At 50.9% G+C, this 22,182-nt stretch carries 21 protein-coding genes; 10 read left to right on the top strand and 11 right to left on the bottom strand.

What is annotated here, in order from left to right:
* Positions 1-1,470, top strand: coding sequence for a fibrinogen-like YCDxxxxGGGW domain-containing protein (locus ACZ520_RS12190; RefSeq protein ID WP_464125755.1), 1,470 nt, complete (start codon positions 1-3; stop codon positions 1,468-1,470).
* Between the two features lie 79 nt (positions 1,471-1,549).
* Here the strand turns inward: ACZ520_RS12190 and ACZ520_RS12185 are convergent, their stop codons facing one another.
* The 5 genes from ACZ520_RS12185 to ACZ520_RS12165 all read right to left on the bottom strand — a co-directional run bounded on the left by ACZ520_RS12185 (position 1,550) and on the right by ACZ520_RS12165 (position 6,517).
* Positions 1,550-1,768, bottom strand: coding sequence for a hypothetical protein (locus ACZ520_RS12185; RefSeq protein WP_374033497.1), 219 nt, complete (start codon positions 1,766-1,768; stop codon positions 1,550-1,552).
* An 86-nt stretch (positions 1,769-1,854) separates the two neighbouring features.
* Entirely contained in the window at positions 1,855-3,312 is a 1,458-nt protein-coding gene (locus ACZ520_RS12180; RefSeq protein WP_088564783.1) for a sensor histidine kinase, read from the bottom strand.
* A complete protein-coding gene (locus tag ACZ520_RS12175; protein ID WP_088564784.1) occupies positions 3,290-3,973 on the bottom strand; it encodes a response regulator transcription factor in 684 nt (227 codons plus the stop codon). Before ACZ520_RS12175 ends, ACZ520_RS12180 begins: the two co-directional genes overlap by 23 nt.
* Positions 3,954-6,071 (bottom strand): LTA synthase family protein, encoded by a 2,118-nt coding sequence (locus ACZ520_RS12170; protein WP_464125752.1) that lies wholly within the window; start codon positions 6,069-6,071, stop codon positions 3,954-3,956. Before ACZ520_RS12170 ends, ACZ520_RS12175 begins: the two co-directional genes overlap by 20 nt.
* 35 nt (positions 6,072-6,106) lie before the next feature.
* Positions 6,107-6,517 carry a hypothetical protein gene (locus tag ACZ520_RS12165; protein ID WP_088564785.1) on the bottom strand — a complete coding sequence of 137 codons (411 nt, stop codon included), beginning with the start codon at positions 6,515-6,517 and terminating at the stop codon, positions 6,107-6,109.
* Positions 6,518-6,609: 92 nt separating this feature from the next.
* On the opposite strand from ACZ520_RS12165, the gene ACZ520_RS12160 reads away from it, so the two are divergent.
* The 7 genes from ACZ520_RS12160 (at position 6,610) to ACZ520_RS12130 (ending at position 15,284) form a co-directional block, all read left to right on the top strand.
* Positions 6,610-6,852 (top strand): Sec-independent protein translocase subunit TatA/TatB, encoded by a 243-nt coding sequence (locus ACZ520_RS12160; protein WP_088564786.1) that lies wholly within the window; start codon positions 6,610-6,612, stop codon positions 6,850-6,852.
* Positions 6,849-7,901, top strand: a complete 1,053-nt coding sequence (gene selD / locus ACZ520_RS12155; protein WP_088564787.1) for a selenide, water dikinase SelD — start codon at positions 6,849-6,851, stop codon at positions 7,899-7,901. The genes ACZ520_RS12160 and selD overlap by 4 nt, the downstream gene beginning before the upstream one ends.
* On the top strand, positions 7,891-9,030 hold the full coding sequence (gene mnmH, locus ACZ520_RS12150; protein WP_464125749.1) for a tRNA 2-selenouridine(34) synthase MnmH: 1,140 nt from the start codon (positions 7,891-7,893) through the stop codon (positions 9,028-9,030). The genes selD and mnmH overlap by 11 nt, the downstream gene beginning before the upstream one ends.
* A gap of 103 nt (positions 9,031-9,133) precedes the next feature.
* Positions 9,134-9,829 (top strand): FKBP-type peptidyl-prolyl cis-trans isomerase, encoded by a 696-nt coding sequence (locus ACZ520_RS12145; RefSeq protein WP_088564789.1) that lies wholly within the window; start codon positions 9,134-9,136, stop codon positions 9,827-9,829.
* Positions 9,830-9,832: 3 nt separating this feature from the next.
* Positions 9,833-10,420: a pyridoxamine 5'-phosphate oxidase gene (gene pdxH, locus ACZ520_RS12140; RefSeq protein ID WP_464125747.1), complete on the top strand. Its 588-nt coding sequence runs from the start codon at positions 9,833-9,835 to the stop codon at positions 10,418-10,420.
* Positions 10,421-10,666: 246 nt separating this feature from the next.
* Positions 10,667-11,998 carry a serine hydrolase domain-containing protein gene (locus ACZ520_RS12135; protein ID WP_464125745.1) on the top strand — a complete coding sequence of 444 codons (1,332 nt, stop codon included), beginning with the start codon at positions 10,667-10,669 and terminating at the stop codon, positions 11,996-11,998.
* Positions 11,999-12,185: 187 nt separating this feature from the next.
* The gene (locus tag ACZ520_RS12130) at positions 12,186-15,284 is read left to right on the top strand and encodes a tail fiber domain-containing protein (RefSeq protein ID WP_464125743.1); all 3,099 of its coding nucleotides are present in this window, start codon (positions 12,186-12,188) and stop codon (positions 15,282-15,284) included.
* A gap of 30 nt (positions 15,285-15,314) precedes the next feature.
* On the opposite strand, the gene ACZ520_RS12125 is transcribed toward ACZ520_RS12130, so the two are convergent.
* From ACZ520_RS12125 to ACZ520_RS12110, 4 genes are all read right to left on the bottom strand, one after another.
* A complete protein-coding gene (locus ACZ520_RS12125; protein ID WP_374030639.1) occupies positions 15,315-15,881 on the bottom strand; it encodes a GNAT family N-acetyltransferase in 567 nt (188 codons plus the stop codon).
* Positions 15,853-16,161, bottom strand: a complete 309-nt coding sequence (locus ACZ520_RS12120) for a hypothetical protein (RefSeq protein ID WP_038449787.1) — start codon at positions 16,159-16,161, stop codon at positions 15,853-15,855. Before ACZ520_RS12120 ends, ACZ520_RS12125 begins: the two co-directional genes overlap by 29 nt.
* A 115-nt stretch (positions 16,162-16,276) precedes the next feature.
* Positions 16,277-16,666, bottom strand: coding sequence for a Co2+/Mg2+ efflux protein ApaG (gene apaG / locus ACZ520_RS12115; protein ID WP_088566801.1), 390 nt, complete (start codon positions 16,664-16,666; stop codon positions 16,277-16,279).
* A gap of 51 nt (positions 16,667-16,717) precedes the next feature.
* Complete coding sequence (locus ACZ520_RS12110; protein ID WP_464125740.1) at positions 16,718-17,686, bottom strand: endonuclease/exonuclease/phosphatase family protein; 969 nt, start codon at positions 17,684-17,686, stop codon at positions 16,718-16,720.
* Positions 17,687-17,803: 117 nt separating this feature from the next.
* Between ACZ520_RS12110 and ACZ520_RS12105 the strand changes: the two genes are divergently transcribed.
* Entirely contained in the window at positions 17,804-19,348 is a 1,545-nt protein-coding gene (locus ACZ520_RS12105) for a M17 family metallopeptidase (protein WP_464125738.1), read from the top strand.
* Positions 19,349-19,508: 160 nt separating this feature from the next.
* A complete protein-coding gene (locus ACZ520_RS12100) occupies positions 19,509-20,063 on the top strand; it encodes a hypothetical protein (protein WP_038449782.1) in 555 nt (184 codons plus the stop codon).
* Positions 20,064-20,129: 66 nt separating this feature from the next.
* Here the strand turns inward: ACZ520_RS12100 and ACZ520_RS12095 are convergent, their stop codons facing one another.
* On the bottom strand, positions 20,130-21,203 hold the full coding sequence (locus tag ACZ520_RS12095; protein WP_464125736.1) for a hypothetical protein: 1,074 nt from the start codon (positions 21,201-21,203) through the stop codon (positions 20,130-20,132).
* Entirely contained in the window at positions 21,200-21,985 is a 786-nt protein-coding gene (locus ACZ520_RS12090) for a TIGR02147 family protein (RefSeq protein ID WP_464125734.1), read from the bottom strand. Before ACZ520_RS12090 ends, ACZ520_RS12095 begins: the two co-directional genes overlap by 4 nt.
* Positions 21,986-22,182 lie beyond the last annotated feature (197 nt).

The raw sequence follows: 22,182 nt of genomic DNA, 5'->3' as shown, positions 1-22,182 counted from the left end.
ATGAAACTGCGAATTGCATTGATGATTATGATGGCGCCATTTGTTCTGGGGATCAACACCCTGAGCGAAGGCTATCGTATTCCGGTGGGTGGTTCCACGCGTCTTTATCTTCCCTATGTAAGCTCGCAAGGTTCCTGCTATATTGTGACCAACAACCACGCCAGCAGTGATTTGTTTGTACCGACGAAGACCTCCACGGAATGGACCAGTTTTATCGGGGCCTCAAAGCCCGCGTTCATTGTCGCAACTCAGTGTTATCCAAAGTCCTGTAAAGAGATCAAAGACCTGATGGGAAGCCCGGCGGACGGGACTTATACCATCGATTCCGACGGAACTGGAGCTAACGCCCAATACTCGGCTTACTGTGATATGACGACCGACGGCGGAGGTTGGACAAGGATCTTCCGGCACAACGTGGCGGGGGGATACTTTGCCAGCACGGCCGATGCGCAGTCTAAGAATACCGGCACACCGACTGGAAACCTGTATTCGCAACTGACCAAAATTCCGGACTTTGCCACCAATGGAAAATATCGTTTCCGCCAAACCTGGCCGGGCTATTCCAATAAAAATATCTGGCTGCAAAGCACGAATCCACTGAGCGATGTGGCGGTTGCCGGATGGACACCCATCATGGCAACAGCGATCACTGACAAATGGGGAGGTCTGGAGCTGGGGAACGGAGCTCACGGTCCCATCAATAACAATCAGGCATTGTTGGATGGTTCGGTGCAGATTTCTGACTGGTGGTATGCGATCGGATCGACGGTGGCATACGGAACACCTGCCGGAATTCCCGCCGCCAGTTCCATGCTTGGGACCGGTGCGGGTGTTGCGGAAGTCAATCTGTGGATCAAAGAAGATGACACGATCACTACTTACGATTCCTGCAAAGACATTCTGGATAGTGGGGCGTCCATTGGGACGGGACTTTATACCATCAATCCCGGCGGTGCTGGGGCGATTCCAGTTTACTGTGACATGACGACAGACGGTGGCGGATGGACCCGAATTTTAAATCACAACTATTCTGACGGTGTGTTTGCTAACGTCGCTGAAACTTTAAGTTACAATTCAGGGGCTCCTTTGGCAGCTCGATATTCGATTATGGGTCGGGTGGCCGGGTTCTATCGTTCTGGAAAGCTGGAGTTAAGAATCAACTGGCCGGGGTCAGGCAGCTCGATTCGTAACTGGTGGACTCAGACCAGCAACTTCACTTCGCAACCGGTGGCCGGGTACACGGCTGTGACCATTGAATCCACGTCAAATTACTGGGGCGGTCTGGAATACAATGGTGCCAGCAATACGGCGTTGGCCGACGGTTCCGCGAATCATTCAAACTGGTTTTATGCAGTGGGGATGATGGCGCCTGCGGGATATGGTACAACGACTGTGGGGATTCCGGCGTGTGATACGGTGACGGGGCCGGGAACTATCGGTGTTCCGCGCGTGGAACTTTGGGTGAAATAATTCAACAACACATTCACGAATAAAAAAAGGGAACCCGAAGGTTCCCTTCATCACATCTTTGCGCTTTGGGCGCGAAAGATTAGTGACCAGCAGGAGCTGTAGTAGCAGGAGCAGCAGGAGCTGCAGCCGCTGCAGGAGCAGCTTCTTTAGTGTGTTTTTTCTTAGCAGCTTTTTTCTCAGCTTTAACTTCAGCAGCAGGAGCAGCTGGAGCAGCAGTTGTAGCAGCTGGAGCAGTTTCGTTAGCGTGAGCAACAACACCTGCGAAAGCGATAGTCATCAAGATAGAAGCGAATTTCATAGTAACCTCCTAATGGTTCTTTGTTAGCTTCAATTGCGAACTAGGAAAGGCTAACAAACGGGGTTAAATCTTTGATTAAAAGCAGATTAAATGTTTTTAATTTCAAAGCCGAACTTCGCACCCGTCCCTGAATGATTCTGAGCACTTAGCTTGGCATTATGAAGGATGGCGATTTTTTGCGCGATGGCTAAACCTAGACCAAAGCCTTTAACACGTGTCTCCATATTGGAGCCGCGCGAGAAGCGCTCAAAGATGAACGGCAGTTGTTCTTCCGGGATGCCGGGGCCATTGTCTTCCACCAGCAGTTCCGTTGTTTCACGTCCGTGATTAACCGTGACAGAGACCACTTCCTGATTCGGTGAATACTTGATGGCATTTTCCACGATGTTCACAATGAGATTCGTCAGCAGATCATTGTCGCCACGAATGTGTTTGTGCTCTTCTCCGGTTTCATTGTTAATTGTGACTTTCAGTTTGATGTCTTTGGACTTGGCCAGTTTCTCACAACGAGTCAGCGCTTCGAAAACCAGTTCATCAAAATCCAGGTCTTCCAGATTCAGGGCGCCAATACCCGCGTCCACACGGGCTAACAGCAGCATCTCCTGCACGATGCTGGAAAGATTGTCCACTTCCTGCAATGCACTTTTAATGAATTGATCCACATCACGCTTTTCCGTTTTTTGCAGCAGTTCCATTTCACCACGCATGATCGTCAGCGGGGTCAGCAACTGGTGTGAAGCATCCGCGACGAAGCGCTCCTGTGACTGAAAGGCCTGCTGGATACGGTCCAGCATTTCATTGAGCGTCAAGGACAGTTGTTTGATCTCGTCATTGGCATTGGGGACGGGGACTCTTTTGGAAAGCTCGGTGACTTTGATTTCCTTGGCAATGTTAATAATGTTGTTCACCGGATTCAGCGCGCGGGCCGACAGGAACATCCCGCCCAGGGTGGCCACGAACAGCACAAACGGAATACCCAGTTGCAGCAGCGTCAGACGTTTTTGAATCTGGGTTTCCATCAGGGTCATCGGCACCGCAATTTGCAGCATCAACTGGGGTTTGGCGGCGTTATCCAGCGGGAAGGAAATCAGCCGGTAGGAATCGGCCTCGGCCGAAGGGATGTTGCGGATGTGTTCAATGGTTCGATAGGTGGCTTCTTCACCTTTCCAGATGCGTTCAAAATCCTTCTTGTAGGGCGGATTGAATTCACCGAAATTCCCGACTCGCGCCAGTACGGCCCCGGAGCTGTGGCGCACCTGAATCAACGCGGTTCCCAGAGGGAAGGGAAGGATTTTACCATGATCCAGTCTTAAAGGCGGGAAGCTTAAATCGCCCTTGATGCCGATTTCGATCCCGTCAGAAACGTCGACGCAATAGTTGAAAAGCGCATCATCGAAATCCTGTTGAAGAGTGTCGATCATCATCTGGAACAGGAACATGTTAAAAAAGACCGTGGTCGCGCCGAAGATCAGCACGAAGATCAGTGACAGGCGCAGACGGATGCTGAAGCTTTGAAAGAAATTATAGATTTTCTTTAAGAACATATCCTGTGCCCACCACCGTATGAATCAGACGTTTCGGGAACGGGACATCGATTTTTTTGCGCAACAGATTGATATAGACATCAATCACGTTGCTTTCAGAATCAAAGTGAATGTCCCAGACATGTTCAGCGATAGAGACCCGCCCCAAAGGACGCTCTGGATTTCGCATAAAGTATTCCAGCAGGGCAAACTCTTTGGAGGTCAAAGAGATCTCCTGGGAATTTCTGCGGGCTTTGCGCTGGATCAGATCCAGTTCCAGATCCGCATACTTCAGAACATTGGTGGTGGTGCCGTTGATAGGGGCTTTACGGCGAAGCAGGGCGCGCACGCGGGCGTGAAGTTCGTCAAAAGAATAAGGTTTGGTCAGATAGTCATCCGCACCGGCATCCAGTCCGTGAACCTTGTCCTTCGTGGTGGACAGTGCCGTCAGCATCAGGATGGGGCCTTCATAGCCGTCACGGCGGATGTGGCGGGCGGTGTCGATACCACTTTGATCCGGCAGCATCACGTCCAGAATCACCAGATCATAATCGCCTTGAGCCATGTAAGATTCCGCAGCAGATCCGCTTTCAGCCAGGTCCACGGCATAGCCGACCTCATTGAGGCCCTTTTTCAAAAAGTTCGCCATTTTTATCTGATCTTCAACGACTAGAATCCGCATGATCCACGGGCCCTTTCTGATCTTGCTTTTCTTTCATGAAATAATAATCCAGGACACTCATCAAGGATTTGTATTTCACGGCGAGTTGTTTTTTGTGATCGGTGTTTTCCCCACGGACCAGGCGCTCATAGTGGCCTTCCCAGTCCAAAGGAATGTCGTTTTCTGGTTTGCCGGCTGTCAAAACCCCGCCGGTGCGATCGGCAATCAGGTTGAATGCATTCACCGCAAAGTCACCGTTTTTATCAAACAGGTCGCGACCCAAAGCTGAATACGGAACTTCCGACAGGGCCAGATTGTAAAGCGTCGGGGCAATGTCAGCCTGCGAGCCAAAAATTTCCGGATCCAGTTTCTTGCGAATGGGCTGTGGCAAATAAAGATAGAACGGCACCGAGCCTTTTTGCAAAAGCTCCTGTTCAGTGAAGTTCACAATCCAGAACGTATGATCGCCCGTGATGGCGACAATGACCTTGTCTTTTAAAGGCGAGTTCTTAAGCTTCGTCATGAACTTCGCCAACTGGTCAGAGGAATAACGATAAGTCTTAAAGCGTTTTTCCGCCAAGGTCGCATCGCCAATCAGACGGGACTTCAACTCATCCGGCGTTTTAAGATCCGGCAACTTGTAAGAGTTCGGAAGCTGATAAGGCGGGTGATTGGTTGTGGTCATGGTCAGCAGGAACTGTGGTTCCGTGCTTTCGTTCAAAGTCTTATAAACGTAGTCGAACAGCTCTTCATCATAAACGCCCCAGTCATGGCGCTCTTTAAGTCCGCCAAGAGCTTCGGCCATTTCGCTTTCACCTTCGACGGTGTCAAAGCCCTGCTTTATCGCAAACTTGTTCACTTCACGCCAGCCCGGATTGCCACCGTAAAGGAAGCGCGCTTTGTAGCCGGCACTCTTAAACACTCTTGCAGTGCTGGAACGGAACGGCACCTGCAGGTAATCACTTTCCGTCAAAAATTCGCCGATGGGTCTTTGTGGGGAGCCAATCATCAGACAGCTCAGGCTGCCAATCGTGGCATTGGTGCTGGAAAGGAAATTCGTCAGGTAGGTGTCTTCGTTCAGGTGCTTTTGGAAATCACCCAGCAGATTGAATTCCGGGTTGTTATAATTAAACCAGTAAGCCCCCATGGACTCCATCACCAGTAACAATACATGCGGACGGTTCTTTTCAGCCCATGCGTTTTTGGGTGTCTGACGCTTCATCAGATCCAGGGGGTCGGCCGGAACCTGATCCACAGGGATCTGATAGAAATCGGCAAAGGCCTGACGGTAATTGCCGCCGTATCCATAATGGCGCAGATTGCTGTCCCACTGGGAAATCTGCTGGGCTTTCAGTTCCACCGCGCGGCCAAAGGCGCGCACGCCATTGAAGCTGAGGTGATTCACAAAAATGCTCTTGGAAATCCCGGTGTCCATTTCACTTAATGGAAACAGGGCCAAAGAACCCCGGGCTCCGATGCCGTTCAAAACAAACAGTGCAAAGAAGAAAAGCACAAACACCGGGTAAGAGATTTTTTGCACTCGCCAAGGAAGCCATTCACGCCCTTGAGTGAAATTGATTTTTAGACCTTTCCACAAAAGATAAGTGAAAAGTCCCAGGCCCAGGAAGATCCACACTGCCGGATAGTTGCGCCAGATGGTTTTGGTGATGGCGACGGTGTCGTCCTCGAAATATCCAAAGATCAAAACGTTGATGCGGTCCTGATAGAAGCTGTAAAAACCAAAGTCCACCGCCGTGATAAACATCACGATGAACAACATCACGGTGTAGTACGGCACCAGGAAAGCGGTGAAGCGGGAATAGATGCGGGTCAAGCCCGCTTCAAAGTCCTTCCAAAATGTGAAGAGGCTTAAGAACAGCAGAATCAGCAGGGGAACGGCATTCACGTAAAACAGCACCGTGCTGTCAAAGCGGAAGCCCAGAATGAAGGCCTGAATCACATGCGGGGTCAGTTGCGAAAGTTCGCGGGCATCGCCAAAAGTGGCCATAAATGCCCAGCGCCAGATGGAACCGATAATCAGGAAAGCGACATTCACGATCAGAATGCGCTTGAGATATAGCCAGGATTGATTGAACCAAAGTGCCCGAGTGTTTTTCATTGAGGAAGTGAAAATCTCACTTCCCGGGCTTAGGATCAATCTGGAATTTTACCGAAATCCCATTTCTTGTTTGGGTCGTCAGGCACAATCACTGTGGATTTCGGGGCGGCGGAAGCCTCCACGGATTTGATGCGTTTTTCACCATCGGCCGAGACCTGCACCGGAGGGCCCCCCGGCTTGCGGGACTTCTCAAGGATCTTCAGCAGTGCGCCATATTGCGGCAGGGAGCGGGGCAGGGTGTAGGCACCCTTGGCTTTTTCGCCCTCAAAGAAGACCTCCACTTCATCGGAAATCTCGCGAACAACGCGGACTTTGGCGGAAAAACTCTCTGTTTTCTCCTCTTCCGCTTCCTGCTCATAGATGGAAGTGTTCATTTTCTTGGCTTTAGGTGGGTTCTGGGCCTGTGCATTACCGGCCAGAGCCAGCATCATGATGAAACTCAGCATCGTATTTCCCCTTTCTCAATATAATGCACCTCCTTTTGTTGCCGCGCAATAGGCCTTATGCTAGGGTTTCGGTGTTCTAACGAGGAGACCTTATGAATTTGGGTTGGACAGAAATCCTGCTTATCGGTGGTATCGCTTTGCTTCTTTTTGGACCAAGCAAGCTTCCCAATTTGGGACGTTCTTTGGGTGAATCCATCCGTGGTTTCAAGAAGGGCTTGAATGAAGATCCTTCTTCCGACGAAAAGGAAGCGAAACAGCAGATCACTCAGAATCCGCAAAGACCGGTGAATGAGCAGCATCAGACTGAAGAGAAAAAAGAAACTCACAACTCATGACTTCCCCAAAAATTTCCCTGACCCAGACGGTGCAAAAAGGGGGCTGTGCTGCGAAAGTGGCGGCTTCCGAATTGCGTGAGATCCTGAAGCAGGTGAAATTTCCGGCGGCTCATCCGGCCTTGATGGTGGATGGCGGCCTGTTTGACGATGCGGCGATTTATCGTATTAACGATGAAATCGCCCTGGTGCAAACCCTTGATTTTTTCACTCCCATTGTCGACACCCCCAAACTGTTCGGAGAAATCGCCGCAGCCAATGCGCTGAGCGACGTTTATGCCATGGGTGGAAAACCCAAAACCGCGATGGGTATTTTGGCGTTTCCTCTGGCGACTTTGCCTAAGGAAGTGATCGTCGATGTCATGCAAGGGGCCAGTGACAAGATCGCGGAAGCTGACGCCAACTTCGTGGGCGGACATTCCATTGATGATGACACTTTGAAGTTCGGCCTTTCCGTGACAGGATTTGTGAACCCGCAACAGGTCTGGACCAATGCGGGTGCGAAAGTCGGGGATCATCTGATTCTGACCAAACCTTTGGGTACGGGCACGTTGACGGCAGGATTGAAGCGTCAGGAAGTGCAGGAGGCGGACATCATGGAGGCTTTGCAGAGCATGGCCACCGTGAACAATGCCGTGGATTACATGACTCCGGTTTTGAAGTCCGAAGTGCATGCGGCGACTGATATCACCGGCTTTGGTTTGTCAGGTCACGGAATGCAACTGGCCAACGCAAGTCAGGTCAGTCTGCGGATTTCATTCAGTCAAATCCCGCGTTTTGCCAAGGCATTGTCGTTCCTGGAAAAAGGTTTCCTGACCAAGGCGCACCGTTCGAATGCCGAATACACGAAAGAATCCATTTCTGTGACCGGTCTTGAGTCGTTGCAGCAGCACTTGCTGCATGATCCGCAGACCAGTGGTGGGCTGCTGTTGTCGGTGTCCCGCGAGGTCAGTGCCGACATGGTTCAAGCCTTGCGCGCAAAATTCAAATCTGCTGAAATCATTGGAGAGGTTTTGCCTCGCCAGGATAAAGCGGTGATCTTTGAGCCTTAAAAATATCAAACCCGATGAGTTAAAACGACTGTTCCAGCAGAACATTCCGTTGATGGATGTTCGTGCTCCGGTGGAGTTTCAACAAGGCTCTATTCCTGGGGCCGTGAATCTGCCCATAATGAATGATGAGGAGCGCGCGCGAGTTGGGACGGTTTATAAAAACCAGGGCAACGAGGCCGCAGTGAAACTGGGGCATGAACTGGTTTCCGGTCCCGTCAAAGAGCAGCGGGTGAACGCCTGGAAAAGTTTTGTCCAGGCAAACCCCGAAGCCGTCTTTTACTGTTTTCGTGGCGGTCAGCGTTCGCGCATATCTCAGTCCTGGCTGAAAGTGGCCGGAATTGAGCGCCCCCTGCTGGTCGGTGGGTACAAAGCTGCCCGCAACTATCTGATCAAGCAGATCGAAGAATTTTCTGTCCGGCAGCCGCTGATTGCGGTGTCGGGGCCGACGGGCAGTGGGAAAACGCATTTTCTGCGCAGTCTGAAAGACTATCCGGTCATTGATCTTGAGGCTCTGGCTCGTCATCGGGGTTCGGCCTTTGGCAACTGGGAGGTTCCACAGCCCACCCAGGTTGACTATGAAAACAGTCTGGCCCGGGAAATCCTGCTTCTTGAGGACAAAATACAAGGAAAAATCAAACCTGTGGTGGAGGATGAAAGCCGTTTGATCGGGCGCATCTCGCAGCCAGCCACGTTCTTTATTCGTCTGCGGTCTTCGCCGGTGATCTGGATTGATGAGCCGCTGAATGTCCGGGTGGATAATGTTTTTGACGATTACATTTTGAATTCCTCGATCGGCAAAAGCCTGGAGGCGGCGCCCCGTTGTGCGGAAGAAAGCGACATCCTTCGTCGCCAAGCCCTGGATCTTTTTGTCCGCTATCGCCAGTCTTTGACGGCCATTCACCGGAAGCTGGGAGGTCTACGAACCCAGGAAGTGATGGCCGATCTTGAAAAGGCCGAGCTGGAATATCTGAATCATGCGGAGCTATCCGGCAATAAAGTGTGGATAGAAAAGTTGCTGCAATATTACTACGATCCAATGTATCTGGGATCTTTGGATCGGCGCCATGTGACGGTCCTGTTCAAGGGAACCCGCGCTGAGGCGGAAAAGTTTCTGCTAAGTCAGGTCTGAACTTAGCCTCATTTCCCTGCGCGTTATCTATTTGAAAATAATAGAAACGAGCGCAAGATAAAGCCTTTAGTATTTAAAACAAAACCCCTTAAGAGGAGACAGCATGAATAAATTGGTCCTTGGTGGTCTGGTTGTTGCGGCGATGGCCTTCACAACAGCTTGCCAAAAGAAAGTTAAGCTCGACACTGATATGAAAAAAGCGAGCTATGCTATCGGTCAACAAATCGGTGGTAACTTGAAACAACAAAACATCGACTTCGATGCAGATGCATTGGCGATGGCTTTGAAAGACGCAGCAGCAGGTAAAAACGAAATGTCTAAAGAAGACATGCAAGCTGCTATGATGAAACTTCAAGAAATGGCGATGAAAAAACAACAGGAACAAGCTGAAGGCAATGCTAAAGCTGGTAAAGACTTCCTGGAGAAAAACAAATCTGCAGCGGGCGTGAAAACAACTGCTTCCGGTTTGCAGTACATCGTTGAAAAGGAAGGCACTGGCGCTTCTCCTAAAAAAGAAGACGTAGTAAAAGTTCACTACAAAGGGACTTTGACTAACGGTGAACAGTTCGACTCTTCCTACGATCGTGGTCAACCTGCTGAATTCCCAGTTGGTGGCGTGATCCCAGGTTGGACAGAAGCTCTTCAGTTGATGAAAGTTGGCGGCAAAGCCAAGCTTTTCATTCCACCTGAGCTGGCTTACGGTCCATCCGGTCGTCCTGGCATTCCGCCAAACTCTGTACTTGTTTTCGACGTTGAGTTGATCGACATCGTTAAACAAGACACTAAAAAGAAAAAGTAATTAATGTTCGACATTAACAAAGACCCTTTTGAGCATTTTGACCGCCTGATGAAAGAGGCGGTCGCAAAGATCCCGGAAGCCAACGCCATGTCGGTGGCGACCGTGGATGAAAAGGGTGTGCCCTCCGTGCGCATCGTCTATCTTAAAGAGGTGAGCAAGGGGGGCTTTGTTTTTTATGGGAACTACAATTCTCATAAAGGCAAAGACATCGAGACAAATCCCATTGTCTGTCTGAATTTCCACTGGCCCGCGATCTGGCAACAAATCCGCATTACTGGCAAAGCTGAAAAAATCTCGGCGGCAGAAAGTGACACTTACTTCGCGACACGCGCCCGCCTGAGCCAAATCGGCGCCTGGGCAAGTCATCAAAGTGAAGAAATCCCGGACATTGAGTGGTTGTCCCGCCGGGTGCAGGAATACGAAAAGCAGTTCGACGGCCAAGTTGTCCCGCGTCCCCCCCACTGGGGCGGATGGAGAGTTATCCCAACCGAAATCGAATTCTGGTTCGGCCTGAATGGCCGTCTGCACGAACGTTACATCTACCAGCGCACCTCAGAAGGCGGCTGGAAGACATTCTTGCGAAGCCCTTAGCTCCTTCTTTTAAATAGAAAGCCCCTACCTGCCCCCTCGGCTGCGAACAGTCCTCGCGGACGCCATCCCGTTGGGATGAACTGCTGCGGGACTTGCCGATGGGACAGGTAGGGGCTTTCTATTTAAAAGAAGGGCGTCAGACCTTGTACTTTGTCGACGCCCCGAAAAGGTGTGTCTGCAGCGATCCTGTTATTTAACTGATCACGTGGCAAAGCTTTATCTTCTTTTTTATCGCAGGTTTACTGAATGTGGTGGGGGAGGGGGCTTGTGGCGCTTAATTGGATTGTGTTCTTGAGTTTGATTTTTTCGGTGTCGGTTTTTTCCAAAGAGCCTGCAGCGAAGTTCCCTGATGCTGTGGAAAGTGATCCGATCAAAATGAAGTGGATGGTGGGATCTCCGCCTCCTACGGATCGCATTGTCAGGTTTGACGATGGTTCTTTTTTTAACTTTCCTCAGATGCGTTGGAGTGTGTCCCACTTTCGCCAGTTAATGCCGACGATCGGTGTTTCTCGAGGGACGGGACCTGCGCGTGGTATGCCAGCGAGTCTTCGTCGCGACATTGACAGGCTGACTTTTAAGCCCGCTGGCCAGGCCGCGGAAATGTCCTGGGAACAAAGTCTGCTGGACAACTACACCGATGGGATTTTGATTCTGCACAAAGGAAAGATTGTCTACGAAAAATATCTGGGCAGCCTTACCCGGGAGGGACAGCACGCGGCGATGTCGATGACGAAATCTTTTGTCGGCACGGTTGCAGAGATTCTGGTTGCTGAGGGGACGTTGGACAGTGAAAAGCCTGTGGTAGCCTACGTGCCAGAGCTTCAGCAATCCGGCTTTAAGGATGCCAAGGTTCGTGATCTGATGGATATGACGACGGCGATTCGCTTCAGTGAAGACTATGCCGATCCGAAGGCTGAAGTCTGGCAGCACGCCAAGGCCGGCAACCCCTTACCCAGGGCGCCGGATTACAAGGGGCCTCGAAGTTATTTTGAATTCCTGCAGACCATTCGTCCCGAAGGTGTCACGGGAGCTGACTTTCACTATAAGACCGCCAATACGGATGCGCTGGGGTGGGTGCTGGCCAGAGCCAGTGGGAAAAATGTGGCTGAACTGATTTCAGAAAAAATCTGGAGACCGCTTGGGGCTGAGCAGGATGCCTATATGACGGTGGACTCGATCGGAACTCCGTTTGCAGGCGGAGGTTTAAATCTGGGCTTGAGGGATTTGGCAAGATTTGGCGAGCTTATGCGAAATCGCGGGCGTCTGGGAGGAAAACAGGTGATCCCGGAAAAAGTCGTTGCAAGTGTGCAGAAGGGTGGCGATCCGGAAAAATTCAAAAAAGCCGGATATGATCATCTGCAAGGCTGGTCTTATCGAAGTATGTGGTGGGTGACACACAATTCGCACGGGGCTTTTATGGCCAGGGGAGTCCACGGGCAGGCCTTGTATGTGGATCCCAAAGCTCAGATGGTGATTGCCCGGTTTGGTTCTCATCCGATAGCGGCGAATTCCGCCAACGATGCGGTGACGTTGCCGGCTTTTCGGGCCGTGGCCGATCATTTGATGAAGGCGAAGTAGTTTTTGGAAAGGTACCTAAGCAGACGGACTCAATTTGAATATGGTTCGCTTTTTTATTAGCTGCGATTTACACATGAATGGTTGCCAATGAATTTGAATGTGACATCGATTTCATGTTTTGACCCTTTTGGCATGTGATCAGGCTGCCGAAGGAATTAGCACTATGGTGCGACACTTCGGAACGTTCATGATATTGTGTCTCTTTTTTGGACCGTTGACGTTGTCTGCGGCTCCGCAGTTTCTGACTTATCAGGGGCGGGTGCTTAAGAACAACGGTTATCCTCTTGAATATGAAAATGTCAGTTTTAGTTTTGAAATCACAAATCCTGACGGGCTTTGTGTGATTTACCGTGAGCAGGTTAATGGCATCAACATGGTGAACTCCGGAGGAGTTTTCGATGTCGCGATTGGTTCAGGGGCCCGGCAGTATCCAGCGGATGCGGGATTTAATTTGCTTGATACCTTTAACAATGCGACTCCTTTTGTTTGTGATGGCGGCAGCCTTTATTCGCCAGCCTTCAATGACGGGCGTCGTTTGCGGGTGAAATTTCACGATGGAACCGGATGGAAGACAATCACGCCCGATTCTGTGATTCGCACAGTTCCTTATGCCGCCTATGCGTCTTCCGCAGCGAAGCTGGGGGCCTATTCCGCTTCTGATTTTTTATTGAAAAACGTTTTGCCTGTGTGTGGTTCGGGATCTTTCCTTTCCTGGAACGGAAGTGATCTTGTATGTGAAGGTGTCAGTGGTGCTAGTGGCGGTACTGTGACCCAGGTGTCCTCCGCCAATTCTTATTTGACGGTGGCCAATGGAACTTCAACACCACTTTTGACGTTGAAGGTGGGGACGGTCAGTGGGACTGTTGCGGCCGGTGACGATGCAAGGCTCACGGATGCGCGCACTCCGAAAGGGGCGGCAGGAGGAGATCTTTCAGGCACCTATCCGGCGCCTTCCGTGGTGGCCTTGCAGGGAGTTGCGGTGTCGAACTCGGCACCGGCTTCTGGAAGCTACTTCAAGTACAATGGTGCGCAGTGGGCTCCGGCTGGAATCAATACCAGTGATGTTAATGGGCTGTCTGCGGCACTGAGCACATATCTGACTCAGTCCGCATTTAATGCGGCCGTCAGTTCTGCCAGTTGTGGTGCGAATCAGGCGGCTTATTGGAATTCTGTATCCTCTAATTTTCAATGTCAGACAATCAACGTGGGTGTGACCACAGTGTCGGGAACCGCGGGGCAAATTGTGGTCAGTAACGGCAGCACAACGCCAACATTGTCTTTGGCCAGTGTCGGTACCAGCGGAACTTATTTTAAAGTGACGACGGATGCTCAAGGGCGCGTGACTGCGGGGCAAAGTTCACTGGTCAGTGCTGACATTCCGGCACTGAGTTGGACGAAGATCACTTCGGATCTTCCCACCACATTGGCGGGCTATGGTATCACCAATGCCGTCACTAATGTCGCCGGAACTCCCAGTGTGCAAACAGGTTTGGATGCAAGTAAACCCGCGGTTGGAACTGCCGGTCGTTTGTACGTGGCTAGTGATACCAAACGAATCTATCGCGACACGGGAAGCGTGTGGGATCTTATTGCCTCTGCAGCTGGTTCTGGCGGCACGGTCACCAGTGTGGCCACAGGCACGGGTTTAACTGGCGGACCGATTTCCACGACGGGAACCATTTCATTGGCGAACACCGCAGTGACGGCGGGCTCATATGGTTCCGCGACGCAGGTGCCGACATATACGGTGGATGCTCAAGGCCGCCTGACGGCGGCTTCCAACGTCACGATTTCCGGAGTGAGTCCGGGCGGAGCCGCGGGCGGAGATCTGACTGGCAGTTACCCGAATCCGACTCTGACTGCGACGGGGGTTGCGGCCGGGACCTATCCGAAAGTCACCGTTGATGCCAAGGGACGGGTGACGGCTGGCGCCGCCCTTGCGGCTGCGGATATTCCTGCACTGGACACGTCAAAGATTTCGACTGGCACCTTTGCTGCCGCAAGAATGCCCGCATTCACAGGAGATGCAACTTCAGTGGCGGGAGCCACGGCTTTGACACTGGCGGCTTCGGGAGTCACTGCGGGGACCTATCCGAAAGTCACCGTTGATGCCAAAGGACGGGTGACCGCCGGGGCCGCGCTTGCTGCTGCGGATATTCCGGTTTTGGACACTTCCAAATTGACGACAGGCACATTGCCGATTGCTCGGGGAGGAACTGGTTCAACCACGGGATCTATTACTGGCTCTGGTGCACTGACCTTTGCTGCCGGTGGAACGAATCAGAATATCACGTTAACTCCCAGTGGAACGGGGCGGACTGTATTGAATGGGAATGTGGGGATTGGCACGACGACTCCCGCTGCAGATTTGGAAATCAAAAGAGCATTTGGAGCTGGGGGACAGATGCGAATCGGGGATGGCTATGATGCCAACTCTTTTGCATCCCTTGGATATTCAGCCTACGGGGCCAACCTGATTATTTCGTCAGGGTCTTATTGGAACGGAAGTGATTGGCAGGCCACACACACTTCAGCTTCGCATGTCTCTGTCGGGCCGGATGGGGTGATGTTTAAAAATACCAAGGGTCTGACAATTGGTGGCTCCGATCCTTTGAAAAACATGATGCTGGTCGGTGGCATTCAGAATCGTCTGGAAGTTTATCCCCAGGCGGCGACCACAGAGGGCGGAGAGATTTATCTTCAAGCTGCAGGAAATGCAGGGGCCACATCAGATGTGGTGCTGGATAACTATAGCAACCGATTCCGGGTGATCGTGGGCGGGGCAGAACAAATGGTTGTCGCAAGTTCCGGAAATGTTGGAGTGGGCCAGACAAGCCCTTCCTATAAGATGCATGTCAATGGGACTGTTGCCGGAACGGCGGCGTATGTGAATACTTCGGATCAAAGACTAAAGAAAAACATCACTGTGATAGAGGGGGCGCTGGAAAAAATTCTGCGTTTGAACGGCGTGTATTTTGACTGGCGCAGTGAGGAATATCCTGATTGGAACTTTGAGCAGCGCCACGATATAGGCGTCATCGCGCAGGAAGTTGAGAAGGTGTTTCCGGAGGCGGTCCGTACGGACGACCGGGGATTTAAAGCCGTCGCCTATAGCAAACTGGTACCGCCGTTAATTGAGGCCGCGAAAGTGGTCAATACGAAATGTGAGATGAGCCTTGTGCAGATCAAGGAACTGCAGGATAAAGTCGCTGAGCTTCAGAGAGAGAATGAAATGCTGCAAAAACGCCTGAAGCTCGTCGAACAAAAGCTGGGGTTGAATCAGTAGAATTTTTGGAGCCGCACAAGCTGGCGTCGTCTAGAGTTCCTCTTTGGTCAGGGCCCAGATCTCCATGTCCTGCCACTTTTTATGAACCAGCAGGCGGCGTTTGCTAAGCCCTTCTTTGCGCATTTTCAAAGCCTTGGCGACCTTGATGGATTTTTTGTTCGTCGGCGCGATGCCGGCTTCCACACGGTGAAGTTTCAATTTTTTAAAAGCGATGTCGATGCAGCCGCGGGTGGCCTCTTGGGCAAAGCCATAGCCCCAATAATTGTTGAAAATACGATAGCCGATATAGGCGTTCTGGAAAATCGCGCGGGAAATATCCATCAGGGTGACAAGACCAATCAGCGTGCCGTCGTCTTTCAAAAATACACCGAAAGAATAAAAGTGATCACGTGCGCGCTGGTCTTTTTCTGATTTCAGAAGTTCTTTGAATTTCTTGGGGGTCAGTTCGGATTCTGCCCAGTTGGTTTCATCCCACTCGTTTTGCGGAGGACGCATACTGGAATAGGCCTGCACCCAGTTTTCATAATCAGTGGCTTCCAGGGGGCGCAGGATCAGGCGGGATGTTTTTTTAACGATGGGCAGATCTATAGACTTCATTGCTGACGAGTCTAAGCGGGATGCGCTCCAGGTTGCAATAGTAATAGGTCAGATTGTGCGAGCTTTTCACCACGGCGGTGTGAGGCTCATGGCCGATCATTTTCACGGTGATTTTGACCGGATGGTCCTTTTTGATTGCGACCAGTTTTGGGGTGAAATAGTTGGTTCTTTGGCCTTCAACCCAGATCTCGGCACCTTCTTGTTCAGACACGACCATGCACAGGCACATATCAGGTTTTTCAAGGCCCAGGAGTTCTTTGAGATTCTTAAACCACGTCATAAAACGCCCCCAACGAATTGCCAGAGGGTTTAGCACGGCTTTCTTCGCAATTTCCAGCCAAAAACTGAAAACTGGACCAGGTAATGTTCAAAAACGAATTAGGAACAGCAGGGAATTAATGCAGCGCCAAAGGAGCGATCAAATAGAACTCTGGCACTTCCACCGAGAAGCTTTCGCCACTTTCGCCGACGAAGAAATAACGGCCCACCATGCTGCCGGTGGACGTCGTCAGCGGGCAGGCGCTGTCGTATTCAAAGGTCTGACCCGGTTGAATTTTGGGCTGTAATCCGACAACACCGGGGCCACGAACTTCTTCTTTTTTGCCCAAAGCATCGGTAATGATCCAGTGACGGCTCATCAGTTGGGCAGGAGTGGTGCCGGTGTTGGTGATGGCAATTTTATAGGCAAAGAAATGGTAGCCTTCAGACGGGCGCGACTCTGTTGGTACATAGACCACTTTCGCAGTGATTTGGAAATCCGGGATCGAAGTTTTTTGCATTGCCATAGTGACATTCAGGATAAATTTGACCGTGAAAAACGTCAATATGTTGGCTTCTTATTTCAAAGGAAGCTTCTCAATTTCGAACACCAGTGGATAATGATCCGAGGGGAGACTTAATTTGGCATCCATATTGCGGGGAATGTCGTGAGCCATGCCGAACTCGTCTTTGTAACGATGCACATAAGCTGACGCCGGCTTCAGATAGGGCTGCAACAGAGGTGGGATAAAAACAAAATCAATCTGTCGTCCGTCGGCCCGCGAGGAGTTTCGGACTTGATAAAAGGTCGCACGCTGCTCGGCTTCCAGTTGCGCCACTTCCAACACGTCGCGCAGTGAGGTGAGGGTGTAAAGGTCTTTAAACTCCTCATCCGTTCCGGTGATGCTGGCGTTTCCGTTAAAGTCCCCGGCGACCATGACGGGCACTTGTGGATGGGTCTTTTCCAGTTCCTGATAGATTTCGATCAAAGTGCGCAGCTCGGCCTGACGGCGCTCAAAACCGTTCGGATCAATGCGTTCTGGATCCAGGCGGGATTTTAGGTGCGTCAGCAGGATGATCATGAAGGGTTTGTCCCGGTCAGTTTTGAAAAGCTTCAGCTCTACGACATCCCGGGAAAACTTGTGGCTGGTGGTGATCTTGCCGCCCTTGACCGGATAGCCGTGGGTCAGGCTTTCGCGTTCGTGCGGGTACAGGTAATTGATCAGGCGGTGCTTGTTGGATTGAAGGTCAAAATAGAACGGCAGTCCTTTGCGGATCAAAAAACCCACGTCGATATTGCGTTCCGAGTTTCCCTCAATCAGACAAGGGGAATAGGCCTCATCCATAAAGAGAAGGTTGAAGTTATTCAGTGACTCCAAACCGCCCACTTCGCACAGCATGATGATGTCGGCATTGATCTCTTTCAGGGCTTTGGCGATATCCTGAGTCTTTTTCAGGGGTTTGTTTTCATAAACCGAGGTGGACAGACGCTGCCAGTGAGCTTCTTTCAGGTTCAGAGCATCCTTGGAGGGGATTCCATCAAACATCAAAAACAGGTTCTCTGCATTGAGTAAGCAAAATTTTAGGTTTGTGGTCTCTGTCCACGTCATATTATGATTCTACGGAATATCACCCTAATCACAAACTAAAAGTGAGGATTTAAAGTGGCTAAAAAAGCGACTCCAGCAGCAAAGGCGGCGGGGAAGCTTCAATTCCATTCCTGGATTGAAACTTTCGACTTCGGAAAAGAACTTAAAGTAAAAAATGAAATGACAGGCTTTGTCTATTTCCTGGGAGTGGATGACTCTGCAAAGTTCGCTTCTTTGATTGAAGAACACGCGTTGGACTGGCAGGCAAAGTCCCTGAAACAGAACGACCGTGAGGTCGTTTATTTCGCAGGAAGCAAGGGCCCGGTTTGGATTCTGCGCCCGCGTAAAAAAGCGAGTGTTGGCCATGACGGTCTGATTGATGAAGCGGCTTACTCCTGGGCCCGCGATCAGTTCGGAACTTTGGTAAGTCAGTTGAAAGCGCACCACCTGAAAGGTGTTCAAATGGAATTCCATGGCACCGAAGGGGCTCAGGATCTGGGCGCCTTGGTGGGGATGGATGTGGCAGTTTACAACTTCCGTCAGTTTGTTGACGGCAAGCAACTGACCGATCTGCCAAAAGTGGCTTTGAGAAAATCCCTGGGGTCCTGGGACAAGGCTGTGGTGAAGGATGCGATGCTGCGTGCCCGCGCGGTGAACGTGGCCCGTCACATGGTGAACTTGCCACCGAACGATCTGAATCCGAAATCTTTCGCGGAAATGGCGACCAAACGCCTGGGCTTCCCGAAAAACACCAAAGTCACTGTTTGGGACACCAAAAAACTGGTTTCTGAAAAAATGGGTCTGCATGTAGCCGTGGGACAGGGCGCGGAAAACGGTCCTTGCATGGTTCATCTTAAATACCGTCCGGCGAAGAAGTCTTCTTTGAAGCCGGTGGCCTTTGTCGGTAAAGGGATCACCTTTGACACGGGCGGTTTGGATATCAAACCAAGCTCTGCAATGCGCCTGATGAAAAAAGACATGGGTGGCGCGGCAAGCGTGATTGCTCTTGCTCAGTGGGCAGCGGAAAGCAACTATCCGGGGCCTTTGGATTTCTATCTGGCGTTGGCTGAAAATGCGGTGGATGGAAAATCCTTCCGTCCGGGTGATGTGATCACGGCCCGCAGCGGGATGAAAGTTGAAATCGACAACACTGATGCCGAAGGCCGTTTGGTTCTGGCGGATGTTTTGGATGTGGCCTGCACGCAAAAAGGTGCGGAAGAAGCGGAGCTGGTGATTGACGTGGCGACCCTGACGGGCGCTATCAAGGTGGGCCTAGGGGCCGAAATCGCGGGTCTGTTCTCGAACGATGATGAACTGGCTTCTGCTTTGACTAAAGCGGGTCAGCGTTCCGGGGACCTGAACTGGCGCATGCCTTTGTTTGAAAAGTACTGGGGTGACCTGTCTTCACCATTTGCGGATTGCAAAAATTCCGGTGGTGGATTTGGTGGGGCTATCACTGCGGCCTTGTTCCTGCAAAAATTCGTGCGCGGAAAGAAATGGGCGCACTTGGATGTGTATGCGTGGACGGACAAAGCTCATGGGGCTTTGCTTGCCAGCGGCGGCAGCGGTCAGCCGGTTCAGTGTCTGATTGAGTTCCTGAACTCCCGCGCGTCCAAGTAATTTTATCTTGAAAAAGTATGTAAAAAGCAGCGTGCAGAAATGCCGCTGCTTTTTGTTTTTGGGGGCACTCTGACACCGAAAGCGTTGGCCCTGATCTTGCTCTGGTTGTTTTCACCTTCTTCGATGGGGCGAAGAGGTAAAACACCTGGGGGTCTTTGTGATGTCACTTATTAGAAATTCTTTGGTATTGGGTCTGTCTGCTGCCTGTTTCCTTTTTGCTAACAGCGCAGGTGCGCAGGAACGTGGTCAGGAACGCTCTTTGGAGCGCATCCGCATCCTTGAAACCCGCGTGAATCAGCTGGAGGGCATCATCAGCCAGATCAACCAGCGCGTTTCCAATCTGGAGTACAATCAAAGACCGGAACCTTACCCTCCGGTGGCTGCGGAGGTGGCCTGCATGGTGACCGACACCGGATACAGCAAAGTCTTTTTAGGTAAGGGGCGTATAAAGCTTGAAGCGGAAGCTGCGGCTCGCGAAGCCTGCGGCAAAGCGGTTCATTCCAGCTACTGCCAAGGGGCGGTGAAGTGTTCTGACCCACGTCAGGATCGTCCGATTGCAGGCGCTATTTGTATGTTGACTGATACAGGTTACGCAAAAACTTTCAAAGGGGAGGGGAAATCATTGATAGAGGCTGAATACAATACTCGTAAACAATGTGGCGATCAGGTGCACCCATCTTACTGTGTGGGGTCTATCCGCTGCGAGACTTTCTAAAAAATTAAATGATAAAATGGCAGACATGGAAAGGATGTCTGCCATTTTTTTTTTTTTTTAGGCTTCCTAGTCTGCGTCCGCCAGATAAGCATCATTCAGAGATTCAGGGACCGAGGATGCACTTGTCAGTTCCCCATTTTCATTAAATTCAAGTTTGTTCTTTCCTTTGTAAGAGCATTGGGTCTTTAGGTATCCCGGAGTGTAGCTGTGCGGGACGTTTCCGTCTGTCGACTGAAACACCATTTTTTTTATTTTCCCCGAAGGGTAAAACTCTACAAAGCTTGGAAACTTCTCATTGATAAAGCTTTCGTTGCAGACTCTGTGGAAGATGTCTTCGCCAATGCGAACCATAAATGAATCCGCCAGGGGAGCCACGCGGATTTTGTTAGAATCAGGGAAATAAATAATAGGTGCCAGACGAACACCCGTGAAGTTTCCGGTGGGTGTTCGGACAAAAAGTCTTAACGTCACACCATTATAGTCGCCACGTGAAAAATGCAGCGAACGTAGCAGCTCCAGCAGATCCTGCTGGTTGAGGTCTTCAACTGAATGAAAAAGCCAGGCATTCAAGTATCTTGCGGCGACGGAGTTGGCGTGGTTATTTTCGCTAAGTAGGGCTTCACGGTAGATCAGCTCATGCAGTAGCAGGTAAGCCCGGTCCAGGGTGGAGGCTTGTTCCCACAGGTTTTGATTGAACAGGAAACGCAGTTTGGATTTTCCAGGTGTGGTGATGAATATGGCTGCCTGCTCCTGTTTGCAGTGCTCCGGAATCATGGTGGTGCTGCTATCGGGCAGGGGAATGAAGGTAAAGTTCTTTACAAACTCCCGAGAGCTTAAAAGTTCCTGAAGCCACTGGGTGTACAGGTTGGCTCTGGTTGGATTTACAGTGTGCAGCTTGTTCAGGATATAACGAACCACTTCGACTTCATCTCGCAAAAGCTTCAGTGATTCGGCGGCAGGCAACGTATGCAGGTAAGTGGCTTCGATGTGATCCACCGAGAATACGCCAGCTCCCAAAAAGCTCTGGCTTGAGCAGGTCATCAAAAATCCACCATTGCCTCTTTCATAGCCCTGTGGACGGGAATCGAGGGCCAGGGACTTGCTGGAGAAGGCCAACAAAATAAAAATCAGACTTTTCATAGAGACTCCTTCGACGGTGTATCTGAGCTGACAATCGGAAAGAACTGGATGCTGATCTGATGAACGCTTTTTTTGGAACCCTTTTCCATGATGCGCACGAAGTTCCTGCGGAAATCACGGATCAACTTTTTTGCCTTGTGAATGTCCTTGGGATCCATGGTCAGTGTCATGGAGCTGAAGTCACGCTCATGGACATTGAGATTCTTGATTTTTTCTTGAGCCAGGTGCAAGTCGGCAATAAGTCCCTGCATTCGCGCGTGGCTGGGAATGTCGTACCCGGTCGTAGCCTCTTGATGCGTGGGGCGCCAGCCGTCGCCGTCCCACTTGGCCAGGCCCGCCTGCTCTAGGGCCCCAAGTAAAACTGTGATCTCTGCAGAAGGCAGATTCATTCGTTTTGATATTTCTAGGACTTGTGCTTCGCTGGTGCTGTTTTGATGACGAATCGAGGAATAGATAATTGTCTGAAGGAAACTTAGCAGGGCATAGGGTTTCCAGTCGGCGAGCTTTTCGACAATATGCTCTTCCAAAATGGGGCCAAAAGCCTGCTTATCCAAGGGCTTTGCCATAGACGTCTTCAACTCATTGACGTCCGATTCGGGCAGATTTAGTGCAGCGCAAAATTTATCCGCGTAATAGGTGGTTAGGGGGCGTTTCTGACTAAGAATTTCTGAAAGTCGCCCCGAGGAAATACCCATTCTTGCAGCAATACGTCGCAACGACACCCGAGGATTGTGGGACTGCTTCTCTTTAATAATTCTTTTTAAAATCAAATGAGGCGCCATTGATTCTTTTATAGTTAAGGCGACCGACGATGTCATTACTTTGTTGGAAGTCACAGATGATGGTGCTCCCACGTTTTCTTGGGGGGAGCGCAATTTGGGGGCCAAGCCTCAGATACCATGAATACCTTTCCGATACATTTATGTGAGGTGGCTTATGGACGTTTGCAGCAGGGCCGATTTCTTTAGATGCATTACTG

The organism is Bdellovibrio sp. BIS2 (assembly GCF_055398295.1).
Note: the sequence above shows the minus strand (reverse complement) of the source record. Positions and strands in the feature narration are given on the sequence as shown.